General features: G+C 48.1%; 16 protein-coding genes. 5 read left to right on the plus strand and 11 right to left on the minus strand.

The annotated features are described in order from the left end of the window. Window positions 1-781 precede the first annotated feature (781 nt). From H5715_RS11755 to H5715_RS11770, 4 genes are all read right to left on the minus strand, one after another. Window positions 782-3,907: an efflux RND transporter permease subunit gene (locus H5715_RS11755; RefSeq protein WP_075187726.1), complete on the minus strand. Its 3,126-nt coding sequence runs from the start codon at window positions 3,905-3,907 to the stop codon at window positions 782-784. A 3-nt stretch (window positions 3,908-3,910) separates the two neighbouring features. Then, on the minus strand, window positions 3,911-5,497 hold the full coding sequence (locus H5715_RS11760) for an efflux RND transporter periplasmic adaptor subunit (RefSeq protein WP_075187727.1): 1,587 nt from the start codon (window positions 5,495-5,497) through the stop codon (window positions 3,911-3,913). Then, window positions 5,490-6,902 carry a TolC family protein gene (locus H5715_RS11765; protein ID WP_246434522.1) on the minus strand — a complete coding sequence of 471 codons (1,413 nt, stop codon included), beginning with the start codon at window positions 6,900-6,902 and terminating at the stop codon, window positions 5,490-5,492. Before H5715_RS11765 ends, H5715_RS11760 begins: the two co-directional genes overlap by 8 nt. A gap of 115 nt (window positions 6,903-7,017) precedes the next feature. Further along, the gene (locus H5715_RS11770; RefSeq protein ID WP_075187728.1) at window positions 7,018-7,434 is read right to left on the minus strand and encodes a hypothetical protein; all 417 of its coding nucleotides are present in this window, start codon (window positions 7,432-7,434) and stop codon (window positions 7,018-7,020) included. 280 nt (window positions 7,435-7,714) lie between these two features. On the opposite strand from H5715_RS11770, the gene H5715_RS11775 reads away from it, so the two are divergent. The 4 genes from H5715_RS11775 (at window position 7,715) to H5715_RS11790 (ending at window position 13,210) form a co-directional block, all read left to right on the plus strand. Continuing rightward, the gene (locus tag H5715_RS11775) at window positions 7,715-10,516 is read left to right on the plus strand and encodes an intermembrane phospholipid transport protein YdbH family protein (RefSeq protein WP_075187729.1); all 2,802 of its coding nucleotides are present in this window, start codon (window positions 7,715-7,717) and stop codon (window positions 10,514-10,516) included. 9 nt (window positions 10,517-10,525) lie between these two features. Next, window positions 10,526-10,717 (plus strand): YnbE family lipoprotein, encoded by a 192-nt coding sequence (locus H5715_RS11780; RefSeq protein ID WP_075187730.1) that lies wholly within the window; start codon window positions 10,526-10,528, stop codon window positions 10,715-10,717. Between the two features lie 10 nt (window positions 10,718-10,727). Continuing rightward, entirely contained in the window at window positions 10,728-11,063 is a 336-nt protein-coding gene (locus tag H5715_RS11785) for a YdbL family probable chaperone protein (protein WP_075187731.1), read from the plus strand. Window positions 11,064-11,443: 380 nt separating this feature from the next. After that, window positions 11,444-13,210: a SulP family inorganic anion transporter gene (locus H5715_RS11790; protein WP_075187732.1), complete on the plus strand. Its 1,767-nt coding sequence runs from the start codon at window positions 11,444-11,446 to the stop codon at window positions 13,208-13,210. Window position 13,211: 1 nt separating this feature from the next. Here the strand turns inward: H5715_RS11790 and H5715_RS11795 are convergent, their stop codons facing one another. From H5715_RS11795 to H5715_RS11815, 5 genes are all read right to left on the minus strand, one after another. Continuing rightward, a complete protein-coding gene (locus H5715_RS11795; RefSeq protein WP_075187733.1) occupies window positions 13,212-13,403 on the minus strand; it encodes a CopG family transcriptional regulator in 192 nt (63 codons plus the stop codon). Between the two features lie 244 nt (window positions 13,404-13,647). Next, window positions 13,648-14,535 carry an NAD(P)-dependent oxidoreductase gene (locus H5715_RS11800; RefSeq protein ID WP_075187734.1) on the minus strand — a complete coding sequence of 296 codons (888 nt, stop codon included), beginning with the start codon at window positions 14,533-14,535 and terminating at the stop codon, window positions 13,648-13,650. A gap of 50 nt (window positions 14,536-14,585) precedes the next feature. Next, window positions 14,586-15,428, minus strand: a complete 843-nt coding sequence (gene fghA / locus H5715_RS11805) for an S-formylglutathione hydrolase (protein WP_075187735.1) — start codon at window positions 15,426-15,428, stop codon at window positions 14,586-14,588. Further along, window positions 15,428-16,534 (minus strand): S-(hydroxymethyl)glutathione dehydrogenase/class III alcohol dehydrogenase, encoded by a 1,107-nt coding sequence (locus tag H5715_RS11810; RefSeq protein WP_075187736.1) that lies wholly within the window; start codon window positions 16,532-16,534, stop codon window positions 15,428-15,430. Before H5715_RS11810 ends, fghA begins: the two co-directional genes overlap by 1 nt. A gap of 245 nt (window positions 16,535-16,779) precedes the next feature. Further along, window positions 16,780-17,358: a TetR/AcrR family transcriptional regulator gene (locus tag H5715_RS11815; protein WP_075187737.1), complete on the minus strand. Its 579-nt coding sequence runs from the start codon at window positions 17,356-17,358 to the stop codon at window positions 16,780-16,782. A 190-nt stretch (window positions 17,359-17,548) separates the two neighbouring features. Between H5715_RS11815 and H5715_RS11820 the strand changes: the two genes are divergently transcribed. Continuing rightward, window positions 17,549-18,073, plus strand: coding sequence for a carboxymuconolactone decarboxylase family protein (locus tag H5715_RS11820; protein WP_246434524.1), 525 nt, complete (start codon window positions 17,549-17,551; stop codon window positions 18,071-18,073). Between the two features lie 283 nt (window positions 18,074-18,356). Here H5715_RS11820 and H5715_RS11825 read toward each other — a convergent pair whose 3' ends face one another. Then, complete coding sequence (locus H5715_RS11825) at window positions 18,357-18,638, minus strand: hypothetical protein (RefSeq protein ID WP_075187738.1); 282 nt, start codon at window positions 18,636-18,638, stop codon at window positions 18,357-18,359. 121 nt (window positions 18,639-18,759) lie between these two features. After that, on the minus strand, window positions 18,760-20,250 hold the full coding sequence (locus tag H5715_RS11830) for a DUF3360 family protein (RefSeq protein ID WP_075187739.1): 1,491 nt from the start codon (window positions 20,248-20,250) through the stop codon (window positions 18,760-18,762). Between the last annotated feature and the right edge of the window lie 142 nt (window positions 20,251-20,392).

A 20,392-nucleotide genomic window follows, 5' to 3' on the forward strand; every position in this document is an offset into this window, starting at 1 on the left:
ACGTCGAGAGTTCAACTAAAACTCAATAAAGCCGTATTTGTGCAACGCATTATGATGCGGCCAGATATATTTATGGGGAAGCTCGTACGATATAATGTCTCGATGCACCATTTTCCTCGGTATAGCGCGACGTGAAGCCCCACGACCAAACCACAGCTATGCAGTTTTCTGTCGTATTTTTTGCCACCGACAAACTGACACCGACGTTTAACTGTATTCGCTTTCCCGACAGAAGCGCTACGATTGTTTTACTTGAAACACCCAAGCTTTTTAAGTTGTTTTAAACGCTGTGCCGGCTGAAACCTACACTTAGCTTTCCTTCCGGAAACAGAGAATAGGTCTCCATCGACTAACTCGCTATCTTACGTAAACAGGCGATAACACTTAATACCATAGAAAAACCGCCGCTACGATAAAAAACCAAGCGGAACGACGGAGGGGGCGTAGGAAACCTCTGAAAAACTGTTGCTATAACACATTACAAGCACAATGAAAGCAACAATCGTCGCCAGCAGTTTAAACTTCATTGCGGGCCGATAATTCTTGACTAACCCTCTAGAAAATGGAGTTCCATTGAATGTACCCGATTATTGCCCATTATTATGCAACGCAAGCTTCCGACTGCTAGGAATATAAGCAAAGATGGACAATATATATTTTGCCTAAAGGTACATGCTCTTTAGTGACCAACTCCAAACTTCCCCCCCTCTGAAATCAAGAGTGTAAGCTGTGCGCCCTACCCTCTCTATTCCATTCTCACTGCGCTCTGTTAAGGTTCGTGCTACACACTTTTAATTGCCCTCGATTTCCAGAGATAATAGATTGAAGGCAAGACTAACAGTGATAGAAATAGCGCGCTTACCATTCCTCCTACCATAGGCGCGGCCAGCCTTTGCATAACCTCCGATCCGGTTCCGCCACCATACATAATGGGAAGTAGCCCGACGATGGTTGCACTCGTCGTCATTAAGACGGGCCTTACTCTTAGTGCTGCGCCATTAATGACTGCCTGCTGTATATCTCTTTCTGTTAACTCTTTAGACGCGCTGCGATTATTTTCCAGCAACTGTCGAAAAGACTGATTAAGATAGACCAGCATAATTACGCCTATCTCGACCGCGACACCTGCTAATGCGATAAAGCCGACACCGACTGCGATAGAAAAATTAAACCCTTGCCAGTACATTAACCAGATACTGCCTATCAGTGCCAACGGTAATGTTCCCATCAGGATGGCCACTTCGATAAAACTTCTGAAGTTCATATACAGCAGGAGGGCAATGATCGCCAGGGTGAGAGGAATAACATAATTGAGTTTGGCTTTTGCTCGCTGCATATATTCGTACTGCCCAGACCAACCGATAGAATACCCCGCCGGAAGTTTTATCTGTTCGGATACCACTTTCTGCGCATTTTCGACGTAAGAACCAATATCAATACCGTCTATATCGACAAAGGTCCAGCCGTTAATTCGCGCGTTTTCGCTTTTGATGCCCGGAGGGCCATCTTCAATTTTCACTTCAGCCACATCGGCTAATGCAATGCGCTCTCCACGGGCCGTCACGATAGGCAAAAGGGCGAGCTGCTCTGGCGAATCCCTATACGATTGCGGGTAACGAATATTGACAGGATAGCGCTCCAACCCCTCCACAGTATGTGTTATGTTCATACCGCCAATTGCCGAAGCAATAACCTGTTGCACATCGGAAATGTTCAGGCCGAAGCGTGCAGCTTTTGCCCTGTCGATATCCACATTCAAATAGCGACCACCCGCTACACGTTCGGAGTAGACAGACGCAGTACCTTCTACTTTTTCTAAAATATTTTCCAGCTGCTTACCTATTTCCTGAATAACCGCTAAATCCGGGCCCGCGACTTTAATGCCTACGGGCGTTTTAATTCCCGTGGCCAACATATCGGTTCGTGTTTTAATCGGCATAACCCAGGCGTTTGTGACCCCGGGCAGCTTAACCAGTGCGTCAAATTCTTTTTTAAGGCTCTCGGTAGTAAGGCCGTCCCGCCATTCTGTTCGCGGTTTTAATTGGATAAAGGTTTCGATCATTGTCAGCGGCGCAGGGTCAGTTGCCGTATCCGCCCTACCAATTTTCCCAAAAACGGTTTCAACCTCAGGTACAGTCGCGATTAGCTTGTCTGTTTGCTGTAAAAGCTCTCGCGCCTTACCGATGGAAATACCTGGATAGGTGGTAGGCATATACATTAAATCACCTTCATCCAAGGGTGGAATAAATTCGCTGCCTATTTTCCCTAGTGGAATAGCAATAGTAGACAATAAAATCAGTGCTATCAGCAATATTGTTTTGGGGTAATCGAGGGCCTTTTTAAGGCATGGCATATACCCCGATATAAGTAGCCGGTTGATGGGATTTTTATTTTCAGGTAGCACTCGCCCTCGAATAAAGTAGCCCATCAAAACTGGCACAAGCGTAATAGCCAGTGCCGCCGATGCCGCCATAGCATAGGTTTTGGTATAGGCCAGCGGGCTGAACATCCGCCCTTCCTGTGCCTCGAGTGTAAATACCGGAACAAAACTGACGGTGATAATTAGCAAACTAAAAAATAGTGCTGGCCCAATTTCGGAAGCGGATTCAGCCACAACGCGCCAGCGATTTTCCTTGGTGAGCGGCGTCTGCTCCATATGCTTATGCATATTTTCAATCATCACAATCGCGCCATCAATCATGGCGCCAATCGCAATCGCAATCCCACCAAGGGACATAATATTGGCATTAATCCCCTGTGCATGCATGATGATAAACGCGGTAAGTATGCCCATAGGCAAACTGATAATGGCTACCAGTGACGAGCGCACATGAAACAAAAAAACCATACATACCAGTGCAACCACTACGAATTCTTCTAGCAATTTTCGCCATAGGTTGTCTACTGCGCGTTCAATTAAACCAGACCGATCATAGACGGTTACGATCTCTACTCCGTCCGGCAAACCTTTTTTTAATTCTTCCAGTTTAGTTTTAACGGCATCAATCGTTGTTTGTGCGTTTTCGCCAAAGCGCATTACCACCACGCCTCCGACGGTTTCACCTTCACCATTTAGATCGGCAATACCTCGACGCATTTGAGGGCCTAAACCAATATCGGCTACATCTTTTAACAAAAGCGGCGTACCGTTTTCGTTTACACCAAGAGGGATATTAGCCAAATCTTCGGTACTTTTTAGGTAGCCCGTCGCGCGCACCATGTACTCAGCTTCCGCCATTTCCACAACAGAGGCACCGACCTCTTGGTTTGCGCGTTTGATCGCCAACTGAATATGCGAAAGGGGGATATTAAAAGCGCGCAGTTTCTCTGGGTTCACCGTAACTTGATATTGTTTCACCATACCGCCAACAGCGGCAACTTCAGATACACCTGGCACGGTCTGTAATTCGTATTTTAGAAACCAATCCTGCAAGCTTCGCAACTGGCTGATATCATTTTTCCCCGTTTTATCGATCAAGGAATAGATGTATACCCAGCCCACACCCGTTGCGTCGGGCCCCAGCTGCGGCTTGGCCGCGTCGGGCAAAGACGGTGCGACCTGACTCAGGTACTCCAAAACACGGCTTCTGGCCCAATATAGATCGGTATCATCATCGAAGATGACGTATACATAAGAGTCGCCAAAAAAAGAATAGCCCCTTACCGTAACGGCTCCCGGGACAGATAACATAGCGGTAGTTAAAGGGTAGGTGACTTGGTCTTGGACAACTTGTGGTGCCTGCCCGGGGTAGGACGTTTTAATAATCACCTGCACGTCGGACAAATCAGGAATGGCATCCACAGGCGTATTTTTCAACGAAAACAAACCGAAGCCTGCAATAGCAAAAGCTGCAAGCAATACAAAAAAACGATTGCCGACCGACCACCGAATAATAGATTCGATCATGGTTTACTCCTCCCCCTGGTGCGAACCGTGGTTGGAGTGATCCATTTGAGAATGGTCCATCTCTGCATGATTCATCTCTTTTTGATCCCTTCGCGCATGATCAAGCTCACCTTCAGCGACGCCTTGGCTCAAAATATGAACACCAGAAATTTCATAACTTCCGTTATCCAATTTACTAATTTCCATATGCAGGGTCGTTCCCGACGTCAGCGTTTCAAACTCAACGTTTGAATTCACTGAAAAATTCATTGTCATGGAAGGCCAATCCCAGTCGGCTATTTCCTCGTGACTTGCTGTCACCATACGGTTGTCGACCATAACGCTTTTGATTTCACCCTCGACCCACACCGAAGCGGGCTGATCGTCTGCGTGATGCATTCGTTTGAAATCAGAATTTTTGCTCGATTCAGAATCAAGCAGGAATTGCGCAGAAGTTACCACTTTCTCTCCCTCCTTCAGCCCGTCAATTATTTCTGCAACAGTTTGATCCGAGCGCCCGACCTTAACGGCTACCGATTTAAAGCTACCGTCCCCCAGCGCAAGAACCACCCGATCCTGACTCCCTGTTCGAATCAAAGCTTCACGCGGAATAACAAGTAGCTGCTCTTCGCTATTGGTGTGCACGGAAATTTGCGCAAACATATTGGGTTTGAGTTCACGCTGAGTATTTTCGAAGCTTAAACGAATGCGTACTGTGCGTGTTTTACTGTCCAGTGTTGGGTAAATATATTCCACTTTCCCATTCCAAGCCCTACCAGGCAGGTAATCCAATGTCATCGTAACGGGATCGCTCACCTTTACCAGTGATGCCTGACGTTCAAATATCTCAGCCTCGATCCAAACCTTATCAAGCGCGCCAATACTGAACATCGTGGTTCCCGGCTGAACAAAAAATCCTTCGCGAATATTCAGATTATCAACCACGCCACTTTGCGGTGCGTAGAAATCTATCGTCTGCTGTATCTTGAGCGTACGTTTTAATTCCTGAACAAATTTTCCAGATATTTGAAGGGCCTTTAGTCGATTTTCCGACGCTTGAATTAAGCGAGAGTTTTTACGGTTTACCGCAAGAACCAACTCTTCTTGCGCGTTAACTAATTCAGGAGAATACAGCGAATATAAGGGCGTGCCTTTTTCTACCGGGTCACCCGCTGCCTTAACGAAAAGTTTCTCGACCCAGCCAGAAACGCGAGGATGAATATGAATCAGTTTGTTTTCGTCATATTGGACATAGCCGACCGTAACAATTTCGGTATGAAGTGGCTTGCGAACAGCCAGCCCTGTTCTAACGCCAAGATTATTAATAACGTCGGGAGAAATATAGATTGTCCCCGGACCAGCATCGTTTGCATTGGAGCCTTCATCGTAGACGGGTATTAAATCCATCCCCATCGGCGAAAGGCCAGGTTTATCTCTACGATAGTTCGGGTCCATTGGCGCCACCCAATACAATGGTTTTTTGTCAACACTGGCGCGCTCACCACCTCGCTGACCTCCGTTAGATAATAATAACGTTAGCGCTGCTCCGACAATCAATCCGCCAACGGCTGCGAAAAGTGTTACCGGCTTAATAGAATGTGACTTATTCATTTTCATCTCCAACAGAAACGCTCGCAACCTTAGGCAACGCTGCTGCTTCAAATGTAGTTTTCTCGTATTTGGCAACCAAAAAGTAATTGAGTTGAGCTATGGCTTTTTGAATATCAACCTCTATATTTAGCGCATCAATTTTCGCATTGAGCTCACTTATACGCGCACGCACGACTTCGGAAAAATCACCATTATCATTGGTGTAGGCAGTTAGGGACGCTTCAGCCTGTTCGGACATCTCTTTAAGTAATCGAGTATCAAAGAGTGTTTTGCGATCATTCAGGCGAATATAATTAACTTCTGCCGCAGCGAAGCCTGACCTTAATTGGCGTAAAGCCAATGCACGCTCTGTTTTAACAGCCTCCTTTTCTGCCGTCGCCGCCTGCACCTGCTTGTCTTGACGTTTGCCAGTGAAGAGGGGGACGTCAAAACTGACGCCTACAGACAGAAAATTAGATCGATCATTACCCATTGGATCGGTATCGCGCATACCGTAGCTCGCATTCACCCCCCACTGAGGCTTATAGCTTTGCTTCGCCAGCGTCACCCCGGATTCACCCGCACTTACTTTTTGGTCAATGCTCTTGATTTTGGGGTGTTCGCTTAACACTTCGGCCAGACGCTCGCGTTTTGACGAGCTGTCTGGCGCCCCCACAAGATCAGACATGGGTGTGCCCAGCTCCACTTTTTCTGGCATTTTAATAGCCAAATCGTAACGGTCATTCATAGACCCATCACTAACGAGCCATTCGCCTAGCATCGCCAACTGCATTTCTCTCTGCTGTTGCAGCGTCGTCAGCCGATCCTCCAAACGGGTAAGTTCCAATTGCGCCCGCACAAAATCCTGCTGACGAGTGCGACCCGATGCCGTGGTATAACTCGATTGCGCCACATCTACAAGATGCTCAAAAAGTCCCCTCTCCTGTTTAATTAGCGCGATGGTCTTTTGCCGACGAAACACCTCTAGCCAGTGGCCTGCTACAACCACAGCGGTACTGGCCTTTCTATTTTCGCGCACAAAAGGTTGTGCCCGGCTGAGCATTTCGAGTTTTTCCTGTCGCAACGATAGGGTTTTTCCGCGAGGAAACATTTGGCTCACACCCACTTTGAACTGAGTCATACCTTCCTGGGTAAAATCAAAACTGTCGATAGGAACATTGGCCATTCCCACACTCACGGTTGGATCCGGTAGCGTGCCAGCACTGGCACTTAGCGCCTCGAGATTTGCCTGGCGAAAGCGGCTGCCGCTGAGCCACGGGTCGTTCGCCTGGGCATTCTGAATAGCCTCTGTCAAAGAATACTCTTTAGCAACAGCGTCGGTCCCAACGATGCAGGCAAGTAAAATGATCACTGCGCCCAGGGGCCGGAGCATTATAGTGTTTAGACTTTTGGTTAAATCGTTCACAAGAACGCCCTCGAAAAATTTTCTCGGCTAAAGACGCCAGAGAGAGTGGAAACTTAGAGGGATTTTTATGCCCTCAGCTAACAAAACGCCGTCTTACAGACGGACCAATCCTGTATTAGCCGAGTATAGGTGGGCGATATTGAGACTCAACAATCGCAGAAGGAGGGGCGTTGGTGTAGCGGAACGATTCATTTCTAGCACGCGCGAAAGCGAGGTCTGAGATCTGCTCGGGGATTGCCCCACCGGCATGACAAGCCGCCATATCGCAATCCTCGTCGCAGCAATCCATAAAATCGGTTTTAAACAATTTGCCTATTACATGGGGGCTTACATTCTGGCCAGGCAGCTCTTCCATATGAACACCAGAGCCGCGACTCATATCGTCGGAGTGGCAGCCAGAGCGGGAAACTGCCTGCGACTCATCATGCATCATTGCCACACCAGCAACCGATGCGAACGACTGGATCGAGTAGACCAGTAGCACGACAAACACCCAAACTTGGCGTTTACAGCTGAAAAATGATGGCGGCATGGACAGGTTCCATTAAGGTTGTGCGATCTAAGATAGCATTAGTAGGCCATAGTTCAAGCAAGTAAGAACAATTTTTGATTTAACCCCACTATTCTGCTCCTGCCCCACCACGCCCCCTCGAGGGAAAAGCATCGCCCTAGTATTTCTCAGTCATGTACAAAAAATAACATTTGCCAAAGCCGAGGCCACTGGGAGTCACCATACAGAAACCCGTAAAACGGGTAGAGCTTTCCGATCACCCGTTATTCAGGCCCTTTGATAAGCCTCTGGTTTGGAGTGTATGATTCCAGCCCTGGCACAGTTTAAGGAATTGAAGGTGCGACGCATCTTAAAATGGGCTTTACCCCTAATACTGCTCTTTCTGGTGATGGCGTGGCTACTTTTGCCACAGATTCTACCATGGCTCGCAAACCGGCTGGTCGCCGGCAGTGGCATTACGTTTCAAGAGCTGCAGATTCAAACGGTGGGATGGAAACATATCGCGCTCCACCGCGCGGTATTACAGGTGGATAATATTGGGCGCCTGTCTATCGAGGATATAACCCTGAGCCAACACACGGACGTTAAGGCCTTTGATGTTCAAATAGCCTCTTCCACCTTAAGCCTCGCCAACACTAGCGCCAGTGCCAACACCGTAAACGAAGGCCCGCCGCAACAATTATCCGCTTACCTTCCGTCTTCGCGTCTAAGCCAATTACCCTCTATTCAACTTAAGCTCGTGCACTTTGTTCTTGAGGGCCGCGAACCAGACAGCCGACACTTTCTGGATGCCCGAGACTTGTTGTTATCCGCCGATCCGGACAAGGTAACGCTGAATGGCAGCCTCAATTTAAACATCGATAATCAACTAGAGAGTTTTGAGCTAGCTGCAAACCTATTCAATACCAATAGCGCCCAACTTAGCCTCACAAAAACCGGAGAGACGGCCCCACTGCTGAATTTTGCGCTGGAGCTTGCGCACGCAGAGGGTGTAATTGGCGGCAGCGTTGATATTCTGCTGGCACAGGACAAGCCCGTGCCGCTTCATCTGGAATTGAGCCAGCCGTTTACCAAAATCGCAGGCAGCACCGACACACACATTGAATTCGAACTGAAGGACCAAGCGCTCGAAACCTTTATTCACGCCCCAGAATTGACACTTCGGGGAGAGATTGCGGCAGAGGGCCGTGCAGGGGATAAAACACAAGGCATGAGTAGCGCTCACTTTGCTACAAATTTCGCGTTAACCCTGCAAAATCGTGCATGGCAAATTGATCTTGACGCTGTCGAAGCCTCCCCGGGTCCGCTATTACAGTTCGCCACACCCGTGCAGGGTAAATTGCACCAACTGTTTATTACAACACCACGCAAATTCACACTCAACGGACAGCTCGATCAGCTCAAATCAGCACCGCAAGCCATCCATCTCAAATCAAGCAATACATTGTTTGCCGAATACCGTATTGGCAAAAATCCGATCGCCACAAACGCATTCAGGCAGATTGAATGGAACGGTGTATGGCCCTCGCACCCCGAGTTTAAGGTCGCATTTGATGCTTTATTGGAAGCTGATATTGACCAGCTGCTTAAACACAGTAACCTTCAGCTTACAGATAAACCGAAAAATAAGAAGGAAGCGGCGGCTACAGCACCTTTTCAAGCTGAGCATTCAACACTCAAACTACCCGCTCGATTAGTGCTGAACAGAAACACCGCACAATTGGAGGTTGAAGACGGTGCAAGGCTAATAGCCGCAAAATTAACCGGCAGTTTTGGCGAGTTATTCAAACCGACGATTGAGCTGCCCGCTCAGGAATTTGCGCTGAATTACTCGTCGGCGATGGTTGATGAACTTCGATTTAATCTCAAGGCCGAAAAGTTCCTAACAGGCGCTCAAGTGATAACGCCCGTAAACATTCGAGGGCAAATCCTGCCCAATGGCAATCGTCTGGACGTTCGCATTGAAAGCCAAAAGGCGGCCCTGCGTCAACGAGATAAGAGCAAACCCTTCGCGCTGCCTCCGTATATTCTTCACGCACAAGTGTTAACGCCGCCGCAAACACCTTATTCTATCAACGCGTTTACAAAAGCTGCCGCCACCGAGTTTGAATTTGAGCTACGCAATGAATGCCAAACACCGTTGCTTTCCGGTTCGGTTGAGCATTACAGCGACCTAAAGTTTGAGGCCACTCATACGTTTTCAGAAACAAACAGCTTAAGCCGCTGGTTAGATATCCCCCAACTTAATACCGATATTACGGCAGGAAATCTACATCTAAACATAGCGTGGGACCTTGACCAAAATACATTGCCGCATATTGAATTTCAGCTCAGCAATGCACAGATATCCGGAGCACTCGGCAATATGGAGGCGGTTCAGCTTCAGTTAAGCACCAGCGGCCCAAAATCTAATTATCACTACGATATGACCGCTAAAGCGGCATCAATAGATATTGGTGCACTCATTACCGGCTTGACCTTTTCCGGAACGCTTATCCCCTCCAAGGAAGAACCGGCGCTAGCAATTAAGAGGATGGACGCGTCAGTTTTTGGTGGCAACATTTCAATAGCGGAAGAATTTTGGCAGGCTGGGAAGGATGAAGTAGTTATACTCAACCTCAACGATATTAAGCTTAAGGAGATCGTGGAAACACAAGTGGGAACAGGGCTGGAAACGACCGGCCGCTTAACAGGTCAGCAGCCGCTGAGAATATCGGCAGCCGGCGAGCTGACACTGATAAAAGGTACATTGAAGAACACTGAAAGCGGCGTTATCAGGTACCACAGTGCGCTAAGTGATAGCGCTGATTTAAACCCGCAAATGAAATTAACAATGAACGTGTTAAAAAACTTTCAGTACGAAATGCTGGAAACCGAAACCGAGTACCAGGATGGGAATTTGGTATTTCACAGCCAGATCTCCGGTAGAAACCCTGATGTCGCAGGCGGACAAAAAGTTAACTTAAATCTAAATACCGAAGTCGCTTTAGGCTCCGCCATTCAAGCCATGCGCTTAAAAGCTGGCCTGGAAGCACGGGTCGAGAGTTTGTTTAAACCTCACACGAACGTTAATGCAACGGCGTATTGCCGTGCATCACAATAGGAGAAAAGCATGCGTTTATTCGCGCTATTAGTAACTGCTACCAGCTTGCTAACCCTGGCCGGTTGTGCGCCAACGGTGAAAGTGGAGGCTTCCGATAAGCCCATCACAATTAATCTTAATGTAAAAATTGAACATGAGATTCGCGTGCGGGTAGATAAGGAACTAGACTCCATTCTTTCTGACGATTCTGGACTATTTTAGGAGGCTACAAATGAAAACCACAAAAGCATTAATACTGGCTCTGTTAACTACATTTTGTTTTGCCCTTCCCGCTTATGCTTTGGATTTGCAACAAGCTAAAACTGACGGTTTGGTTGGTGAAATGAATAACGGTTATCTCGGGTCACCTCAGGAAACACCGTCTACAGAGGTACAGGCACTTATTAAAGACATTAACAGCAAGCGCAAGGATATGTATAACGCCTTGGCGAATAGCCAGAACCTCAGCCTGGAGGCGATAGAAAAACTCGCTGGCGAGAAAGCCTTCGCGAAAACGGCTAGCGGCCACTACATAAAAACGCCGGGTAGCGGCTGGCAGAAAAAGTAGCCTATAAAACGCCCGGGGAAGCTCTGATTAAGTCCATATATGTTCTGGTCTCCCCCGCGCCAACACACCTGAACCCATCCTCCAACATTACCTGCCGTAGCGCTTCTTATCGAAGCGCTCAATCGCCCACACCATTACGTTGACGTTTCAAACGCCTGCAACCTATCGATTGCCGTAAAAACGTGCCCAGCAGACAGCTGAACAACTACCTGCATTACCCGGGCAGCGTTAAAAATCGACTCAAAATGCTCATTTTTTCCTTGCGCTGACAACCTCTCTTACGTTTTTTATCAAGCGGCTAGCCCTCCTCAGGGATTGCCATGAATGATAATAACATTATAATGCTATTATCATTCAGCTACTAAAAGGTGCAAAAAAACATGATTGCGATTAAGGAAGCTTTTTCCGCGGGCATGCTTGGCAGGCACCATTGGTTCAACAACATTATTGCAGGCGTTATTGTGGGCGTCGTGGCGCTGCCACTGGCGATGGCCTTTGCCATTGCATCGGGAGCGAAACCCGAACAAGGTATCTACAGCGCCATTATCGCTGGATTTTTTGTCGCCACCTTTGGGGGAAGCCGGCTGCAAATTGCCGGTCCAACGGGAGCCTTTATCGTCGTCTTGTCCGGTATCACCGCGCAATACGGTATTGAAGGCTTACAGATTGCGACGCTCATGGCGGGAATGATGCTCTTGGCTCTGGGGCTCGCCAAAATGGGCTCCATTATCAAATTTATACCCGACCCGGTGATTGTCGGATTTACTGCGGGCATTGGCGTTATTATCTGGATTGGTCAATGGCAGGATTTCTTTGGTTTACCCGATATCACGGGCCAGCACTTTCATACCAAGCTGCTGCATTTATGTCAAAGCCTGCCACAACTCCACACGGGAACCACCTTACTCGCGATACTGTCCCTGCTCCTCGTTATTTACAGCCCGAAGCTACCGGGCTTTAAACGCGTTCCCGGCCCGCTAACGGCTTTGGTTGTTGCGACACTGCTCCACTATTACTTTCAATTCGACGGGATAAAAACCATCGGAACCGCATTCGGTGGCATCCCTCAGGCGCTACCGGAATTTTCATTACCGGCTGTTAGCTGGGAAAAAATTATTGCGCTTATCGGCCCCGCCTTCACTATCGCGATGCTGGGCGCAATTGAATCTCTGCTATCGGCGGTAGTTGCCGACGGTATGACAGGTACCCGTCACGACTCCAATCAGGAGCTCATTGGCCAGGGGCTGGCCAATATCGTCGTTCCCTTATTTGGCGGCATTGCAACAACCGGCGCAATTGCCCGAACCGCAACCAATATTCGAAATGGGGGTAGCAGCCCCCTATCCGGTATTATTCACTCGCTCACTTTACTAGCCATTTTATTGTTGCTAGCACCTCTGGCCATACATATTCCTTTGCCTGCGCTAGCGGCAATTCTATTTATAGTTGCGTGGAATATGAGCGAAGCTAAACACTTTCTAAAAATGACTCGCAGGGCACCGAAGGCCGATGTAGTGATTTTACTCATAACTTTTGGATTAACCGTATTTGCAGACCTAGTTGTAGCCGTCAATATTGGCGTAATACTGGCGACCCTACATTTTCTAAGCCGTATGGCGACAAGTGTCGAAGTCAAGCAAGCAACAGAACAAGAGCTAACACAGGAATTCGCCCACACGGGGCTTATTAGTCTCCCGTCGGACGTACTGGTGTTTGCCGTCGAAGGGCCGTTCTTTTTTGGTGCTGTCGAAAATTTTGAGCGTGCGCTGGCCGGTACACATACCGACCCCAAGTACTTAATCGTGCGCTTAAAATGGGTACCGTTTATCGATATAACCGGGCTTCAAACACTTGAGGAAGTTATTTGCGATTTACATAAACGCAATGTAATTGTATTTTTATCAGGTGCAAACGAGCGAGTCACCGCTAAGTTACAAAAAGCGGGCATACTGGATTTGGTTGGGAAAAGCGGCCATTTTAAAAATTTCGAAGAAGCACTATTAGCAACACAAGAGTTCTATACGGCAGCCAGCCCTCTCTCAACCACACAACAACAGTTTCAAAATAAATCGGTTAACGCCATGCTAGAAATTAGCCGAAAATATTTCCTCAGCTCCGCGTATCAACGCACAAAGAGGGACTCGTAATTCAGCGTTTTACCTGGGGGTTGTTGACGGCATTCTCATCGCTAAAACTAACATTATGCGCATCGAGATACTCGCGAATTAATTGCCTTACGACTTGTGAAGGTGTGAGATCTTGGGATGCGCACAGCGTCTCAAAGGCCTGTTTTTTTCGTGGGTCCATCAGGACAGTGAAGCGAGCTGTTTTAGTTTCCATGAATGACTTCTTTATAAGTAATGTTATTGCGGGATTATATTACCTAAACACATAGGAATAAATGCTTCGTCCAAATTAAGAAAAACGCCATCACAAGCAGCAATAGAGAACAATCAAAAAATGAATAAAGCGGCTAAAGCCGCTTTATTCTGAACAACGAGAAAATATGGATAAGAGCAAAAAAATGCTCGGCCAGATTTTATAGCCTACAGATCAAAAACGCAGGCAGAAACACGATAGGGCCTCAATCATTACTTATATTCGCGAATTCGACGTAGCGTTTAGCAATACCCGTAATATTGTCTCCCGCTAAACCCTGTTCGATTGCCTGAAGATAAACCTGCCGGGTTGACGCACTAACAGGAACGTCAACATGAACAGTGTGGGCTGCCGATTCCACATAGCCAAAGTCTTTTGCGACAAGCTCAATCGGAAAAGCTGCGGCAAAGTTACCCGCAACCATTGCCTCGCCCGCCAGCTTGGTCGCTGGGCTGCACACTGGTGTTGAGCTTATAGCGTCCATAGCGCGCGTTAGGTCTAGCCCGGATTTTTGGATAAAACCCAATAGCTCGGCGGTTGCCGCAAGCTGAACACCTAACAGTGCATTTACGGCAAGTTTTATCGTTGCACCTGAGGCACTCTCACCCACATGGTTCACGGTTCCGCCCATGGTCTGCAGCAATGGCAGTACCTTCTCAAATGTTGAGCGGTCACTTCCCACCAAAAACACAAGTTTGGCCGCCTCTGCCTGCGGGCGCGAGCCGGACACGGGAGCATCGGCTAAGCTGATATCCCGGTCGCCCAATGTACTTGCGAGGGTTTTAACCCACTCGGGCGTGAGAGTCGAACATTCGACAGCGATAGTGCCGGGCTTCATGGCATTAATCGCACCCTGTTGCGGGTCGAGCCAAACAAAACGGGACGCTTCGTCATCACGAACCATACTAAAAACAATATCAGCGCCCTGCGCTGCTGCGGCCGGCGTTGCCGCAACCAGCGCGCCTAGTTCAAGTAAGGGCTCAGTCGCCGCGGGGCTGCGATTCCACACCGTTACCGGGTATCCGGCCTTAATAAGGTGAGTTGCCATGCGCGAGCCCATAGCCCCCAAACCCAAAAATGTCATCGCTGTCATATCTACAATTCCTCATGAACAAGGTTAAAACGCCGAAGCCACACCCGCGGTCACACCAAATATTGCGAGTGAAAACGAATATGGTCTTCAATAAAACTGGCGATAAAGTAGTAGCTATGGTCGTAGCCCGCCTGTATTCGAATATCCATAGGGTAAGCAACTTCTGTGCAGGCCTCGAGTAACAAACCGGTTTTTAGCTGCTCGTTTAAAAAATTATCGGCTCCACCTTGATCCACTAAAACCGGCAAATGCTGTTTCGCATTTCGCACCAGTTCGCAGCTATCATACTCGCGCCATGCGTCTCTATTTTGCCCCAGGTAGTTACCCAAAGCTTTTTCACCCCACGGGCAATTCATTGGTGAAACGATGGGTGAAAAGGCTGAAACGGAGCGGTATTTCTCTGGATTCTTCAGCGCGATGGTTAACGCTCCGTGCCCGCCCATGGAGTGGCCGGTAATACTCACGCGGTTTGGATCAACCGGGCACTGGTCGTTGACCACAGCAGGCAATTCACTAACGATGTAATCGTACATGCGATAGTGTTGCGCCCAGGGAGCTTCTGTCGCGTTCACATAAAAGCCCGCACCGAGACCAAAATCGTAAGCTGCTTGCGAATCATCCGGTACCTCATCTCCTCGCGGGCTGGTGTCCGGTGAGACCAGTGCAATACCGCATTGCGCAGCGAATTGCTGCGCGCCCGCTTTAATCACAAAGTTTTCGTCGGTACAGGTTAGTCCAGAGAGATAGTACAAAACCGGAACAGGGCCCAGTTTTGCTTGCGGCGGCAGGTAAACTGAGAAAAACATTTCGCAACCCAAAACCTGTGAGTTATGTTTAAAACGTAACTGCTGGCCGCCAAAACACCGGTTTGATGCAAGCTGTTCAACTGCCATTAGTACACCACCACGGAACGAATACTTTCGCCAGCATGCATCAGATCAAAGGCAGTGTTTATATCTTCCAAAGGCATGGTGTGCGTAATCATATCGTCGATATTGATTTTGTTTTCCATATACCAGTCAACAATCTTAGGCACATCCGTGCGACCGCGAGCACCGCCAAAGGCCGAACCGTGCCAGGAGCGACCAGTAACCAACTGGAACGGACGGGTAGAAATTTCCTGGCCAGCGCCAGCAACACCGATAACGCAGCTGCGTCCCCAGCCCTTGTGACAACACTCCAGTGCTTGACGCATCACGTTTACGTTGCCAATACACTCGAAGCTATAATCCACTCCACCACCGGTCATCTCGATCAGGTGTTGAACCACATCGTCAACGTCGTTGGGATTAACGAAGTCGGTCATACCAAACTGTTTCGCCAACGCTACCTTACTGGGGTTCAGATCAACACCGATAATGCGGGTTGCTCCCACCATTTTCGCGCCCTGAACTACGTTAAGGCCAATCCCCCCCAAACCGAATACCGCGACCGTAGAGCCGGGCTCGACCTTCATGGTAAACGCAACCGCGCCAATACCGGTGGTAACACCACAGCCGATATAACAGATCTTATCGAAAGGTGCGTCTTCGCGAACTTTTGCCAGTGCGATTTCAGGCAGAACGGTGTAGTTGGCAAAGGTGGAGCACCCCATGTAATGCAACAACGGCTTGCCTTCCAGCGAAAAACGGCTGGTCCCGTCTGGCATTAACCCTTGTCCCTGGGTAGAGCGTATCGCCTGACACAGATTGGTTTTGGGGTTGAGGCAATAATCGCACTCCCGACACTCAGGGGTGTACAGCGGAATAACGTGGTCACCGGGCTTCAAGCCCTTAACACCAGGCCCGACCTCAACAACCACACCGGCACCTTCGTGCCCCAATATCGTAGGAAAAGCCCCCTCGGGATCGTCACCAGAGAGGGTAAAAGCATCGGTATGACAAACGCCGGTGGCTTTCACTTCAACCAAGACTTCACCCGCTTTTGGGCCCTCTAGGTCGACATCACAAATTTGAAGAGGCTTGCCAGCCCCAAATGCTACAGCGGCTCGAGTTTTCATAAAAACTCCCTATTACGATTTTAGGATGAAAGAGCGCAGATCATACAGCGCTATACGAAAATGATTAACCCCTTTCCCGGCAACTTGATGTCGCCTAAAACGGAATAGTCCAACAACAACTTGGCACGATTCCAGGAAGCAGGTTTGACACTAAAAAATTCAGAAGGGAAGACCAGTTACTTTTTGGCGGCGATAGCTGACCATAGCTTTACGCACTTTTTAAAGTACGCATTACATCGTTGGCGTCAGTGTAAACAGGCAAAAGCATCATCGATAAGTTCATTCACACGCACCTTGCCGTCATTCGCGCGAACGTAGGCCCGGAGCCCCATCAGTTGCGCTTGTAAAAAGCGCGCCAATCGCCTTGAATCCCGTTCTTTATCAAGCTCGCCGCTCGCTTGAGCCTGAACCAGCAAAGCCGCAAAAGCGGCTTCAACGGTACTCAGTAATCGCTTCGATTCGGCCAACAGTTCCGCGTTATCTTCTGTAAACTCAGAGACTGATTTTACAAGCATACACATATGGCTTGGTGCTGACCCTGAGTCGTCAATCACCGAGCGCTGAATAAAGGTTTTTAGCGCATCCAGTGGTGATGATACCTCGGCACAGGCCGCCAAGCGTGCCAGGTTGGAAGCCGTATAGTACTGCAGAACCTCTTTAAACAAGCCCTCCTTACTTCCAAAACTCGCGTAAATACTACCCGGACGCAAATCAATAAACTCCTGCAGATTGCGCATAGAAGTCGCGTGATAGCCCTTTTCCCAGAAAAGTTGGGTAGCCATCTCTATTGCTTTCTGGCGGTCATGCCTTTCCGCTTTAACCATGAAGCATCTCGATAGCCTTCTTGAACGTGTGTTCAACCTTAACTTGAACATACGTTCAAGTCCAGCGAGGGTATCGTAATTGAACAAGTGTTCAAGCCAAGATGTGCTGCCGGCTTATGAAGAGCGCCACCCAAAAGCGAGTTTAACGAATATATTGGGAGGCATCAGGAGTACTTTCACGATACATAATTTGGATTCAGCCCCACTTGAAAGCCAGCCGTTACTCGAAGCAACCCTGAAAAGCTTCGGTGCAACTCCCAACTTGCTTGGTGTTTTGGCCGAGGCTCCTGGCTTGTTAGAAGGCTACCAACGGCTACATGAGCTATTTCAACGTTCATCATTTAACAATGAAGAACTCACCGTGGTATGGCAGACCATAAATGTAGAGCATGAGTGTGGCTACTGCGTGCCTGCCCATACCGGTATTGCTCATATGATGAAGGTGGATGAAAATCTGAGCGAGGAGCTACGAAATAGAACCGCTATGCCTACGGAAAAGCTACAGGTGTTGCACGATACAACCCTATCCATGGTTCGCAATCGAGGACACCTGAGTGATGCTGAAACAACGGCGTTTTATGCTGTGGGCTACGAGCAGCGTCAATTGCTGGAGATAGTGTTAGGGGTATCTCAAAAAGTGATAAGCAATTATCTCAATCACTTGGCCAAAACGCCCGTTGACGAAACCTTTAAGCAATACTCCTGGCAGAAATAAAGCTTAGATAGTATGCGTCAACGTGGAGGTATCCCTTTTCGCTCAGTGGCACGGTGACGCTACGCTAAAAGGTTATCGAGAACATACGAAAGCAGCTGGGTTTTATCCCTCAATGCTGCCCCAAAATAGAGGGTATTTTTGTGGTTCAAAGTATTAGAATTGATTAGATTTTAACTGCTACCAAACAAGCAAACAGCGTTAAAAGAAAATATTTTATAGCGTTCATGCGAGGGAGGAGCAACTTGCATATCCCTCGTCTCGCCTTTCATTCTCCCCCTTGCCCTTACTTAACTTTCCGCCCCAGAGAAAGTTCAAGTTTACATTGTTTACACATTACATCGCTTACTTTTATACGCTCTGCGGTACCTTGGCAAAATTGACAATCTTTTTCTTCTTCTGTTTTTCTATCTTCTACTCGCTTTTCTATTCTATCTATTTGAGCTGTCGGCAAACTAAAAACATCGTATACCGCTCTTGCAAGAGGATTGGAGACTACCTCTTCTTTAATATGATGACACAACTCCATAGTTTGGCGAGCAAGTACTGTAAAGGCTGAATCGGCCATATCTATCTACCTCTGATAAATCTTGAATGAACATGTAAAGCCCGATATTTAGGCGAACAAAGCCCTAACCCAAATAACGTTCTATTGCGCACCTCCCTATGCAGAAATCATTTCTCAGCATTTAATTCCCCATTAGTGCGGGAATACCTGGCAACATACCCACCACCGCCATTGAAATTACGCAAATAAGAAAGGCAGAACCCGGAATAACAACTCTGTCTTTAAAACTTAAAGATTCCGCTCGTTTTTTGTCACCGATCAGGCCGTTGTTATCTAGGAACATGGTTAATGACCAACCAAATACTGGGTTGACAATGGCCGAGGCCAAAATACAAATCCCAGCAGTTTCAGCACCTCTTGTATCCTTAATCATTTGTATACCCGCTTCGAGTAACGGCATAAATACACCAACCAATAGCGCAATACACATAACGGGTTTCCATACGGTAATATCCATTGGGTACCCGGAAACTGCTAATGCGATACACAACCCACCGGTTAAAATAGCTCCGGCTGGAATTGGGCGTTTGGCAATGGCCATAGGGATCATATAAGTACCCCAAGAAGAGGAGACATTACCGCCGCCCAGGAATGAAGCGATGCCCTGTCGGAAGGAACAGGCGGTCATAGTATCGTCGACATCCATCAAGACATTTTTCGCATCTTTTGGATAATTCAGCGCCTGGAAAACACGGTGCCCCAGAAAATCGGGAGACCACATAGCGACAGCCAATATCGCAAACGGCGTTACCGCAATAAAATGCTGAAGGTTCGGCAGGCCAAGTTTCCATCCAGTATCCGCGCCCCACCAGTAGGCGGGATTAAGACTGGGCAAGCCGGGCGTTGTTGTTAGCTCCAGCGAGGCGCCCATCAACAGTGAAATAATCAGCGCTATCGCCGAGCACAACGGAATTGCAAGCCAACGCTTTCCAATTTTTGCCAACCAGGCGTAAACAACGGTGGTAACAATTAGGACTACAAAGAATACCGGCCCCACATCATTCGCCAGCGCCCACTCTTTGAACTGACCTAGCTGTGAGACGACGCCCATAGATCCTAAATAAATTAGCAGCCCGCCAGAAACACCGTGGGAGCTGAGAGTCACGAGCTTTGAGCCTCCGCGACTTAAACTTAGGATTAAACCAAACACAGAAATCATAATGCCCAATGCTAACGGGTGCCCGCCAGACGCCGCGATAACGCCAATCAGCGGAATCATTGGGCCGTGGTTTCCGGCAAGGTTTGCGCGTGGATTAAAAAACCCTGAGGTAAGAATGACAAACAGAACTGCCGACACCAATAATTCCAAGCGCACATTTTCGATAACGAAGGACTGGTCGAGTCCGAACGCGTTGGCGTACGCAGACATCACCGCTGAAAACATAACGGTGATACCAATGGTTCCGGCCAGCGCAGGAACAATATCTTCCCATTCAAAATTAAAATCACGTGTCGGAAGGTTTAACCTCCAGCGACGAGGATTCATAACCCGCAATTCGTTATCGAGATAATCTGATCGATTTTTAAATTCGGATGCCGGTCGACGGTCGCGTTGATAATCCGATTCAGTCGGGGCGGAGGCGTGCTCTTGTGGAGCTACGATCTCTGTCATAAAACAATTTCCTAAGTAGTAATTCAGTGAGTCTCTACTTGAATGTAAAACAGTCAGCATCAACATCGTTTCGACGGCGGCATTGTCGTGCTACCGAATAAAATTCTCTTTCAACAACGCTAAGATACTGCTATAAAAGAAT

The sequence above is a fragment of the Teredinibacter haidensis genome (assembly GCF_014211975.1).
Classification (GTDB): Bacteria; Pseudomonadota; Gammaproteobacteria; order Pseudomonadales; family Cellvibrionaceae; genus Teredinibacter; species Teredinibacter haidensis.

Bases quoted from the DNA above. Each gene is read 5' to 3' on its own strand.
- fghA (WP_075187735.1), bottom strand. From the start codon at position 15,428: ATGGCAGTTGAACAGCTTGCATCAAACCGGTGTTTTGGCGGCCAGCAG.
- H5715_RS11760 (WP_075187727.1), bottom strand. From the start codon at position 5,497: ATGAATAAGTCACATTCTATTAAGCCGGTAACACTTTTCGCAGCCGTT.
- H5715_RS11810 (WP_075187736.1), bottom strand. From the start codon at position 16,534: ATGAAAACTCGAGCCGCTGTAGCATTTGGGGCTGGCAAGCCTCTTCAA.
- H5715_RS11770 (WP_075187728.1), bottom strand. From the start codon at position 7,434: ATGCCGCCATCATTTTTCAGCTGTAAACGCCAAGTTTGGGTGTTTGTC.
- H5715_RS11775 (WP_075187729.1), top strand. From the start codon at position 7,715: ATGATTCCAGCCCTGGCACAGTTTAAGGAATTGAAGGTGCGACGCATC.
- H5715_RS11780 (WP_075187730.1), top strand. From the start codon at position 10,526: ATGCGTTTATTCGCGCTATTAGTAACTGCTACCAGCTTGCTAACCCTG.
- H5715_RS11825 (WP_075187738.1), bottom strand. From the start codon at position 18,638: ATGGCCGATTCAGCCTTTACAGTACTTGCTCGCCAAACTATGGAGTTG.
- H5715_RS11830 (WP_075187739.1), bottom strand. From the start codon at position 20,250: ATGACAGAGATCGTAGCTCCACAAGAGCACGCCTCCGCCCCGACTGAA.
- H5715_RS11795 (WP_075187733.1), bottom strand. From the start codon at position 13,403: ATGGAAACTAAAACAGCTCGCTTCACTGTCCTGATGGACCCACGAAAA.
- H5715_RS11815 (WP_075187737.1), bottom strand. From the start codon at position 17,358: ATGGTTAAAGCGGAAAGGCATGACCGCCAGAAAGCAATAGAGATGGCT.
- H5715_RS11790 (WP_075187732.1), top strand. From the start codon at position 11,444: ATGATTGCGATTAAGGAAGCTTTTTCCGCGGGCATGCTTGGCAGGCAC.
- H5715_RS11785 (WP_075187731.1), top strand. From the start codon at position 10,728: ATGAAAACCACAAAAGCATTAATACTGGCTCTGTTAACTACATTTTGT.
- H5715_RS11800 (WP_075187734.1), bottom strand. From the start codon at position 14,535: ATGACAGCGATGACATTTTTGGGTTTGGGGGCTATGGGCTCGCGCATG.
- H5715_RS11755 (WP_075187726.1), bottom strand. From the start codon at position 3,907: ATGATCGAATCTATTATTCGGTGGTCGGTCGGCAATCGTTTTTTTGTA.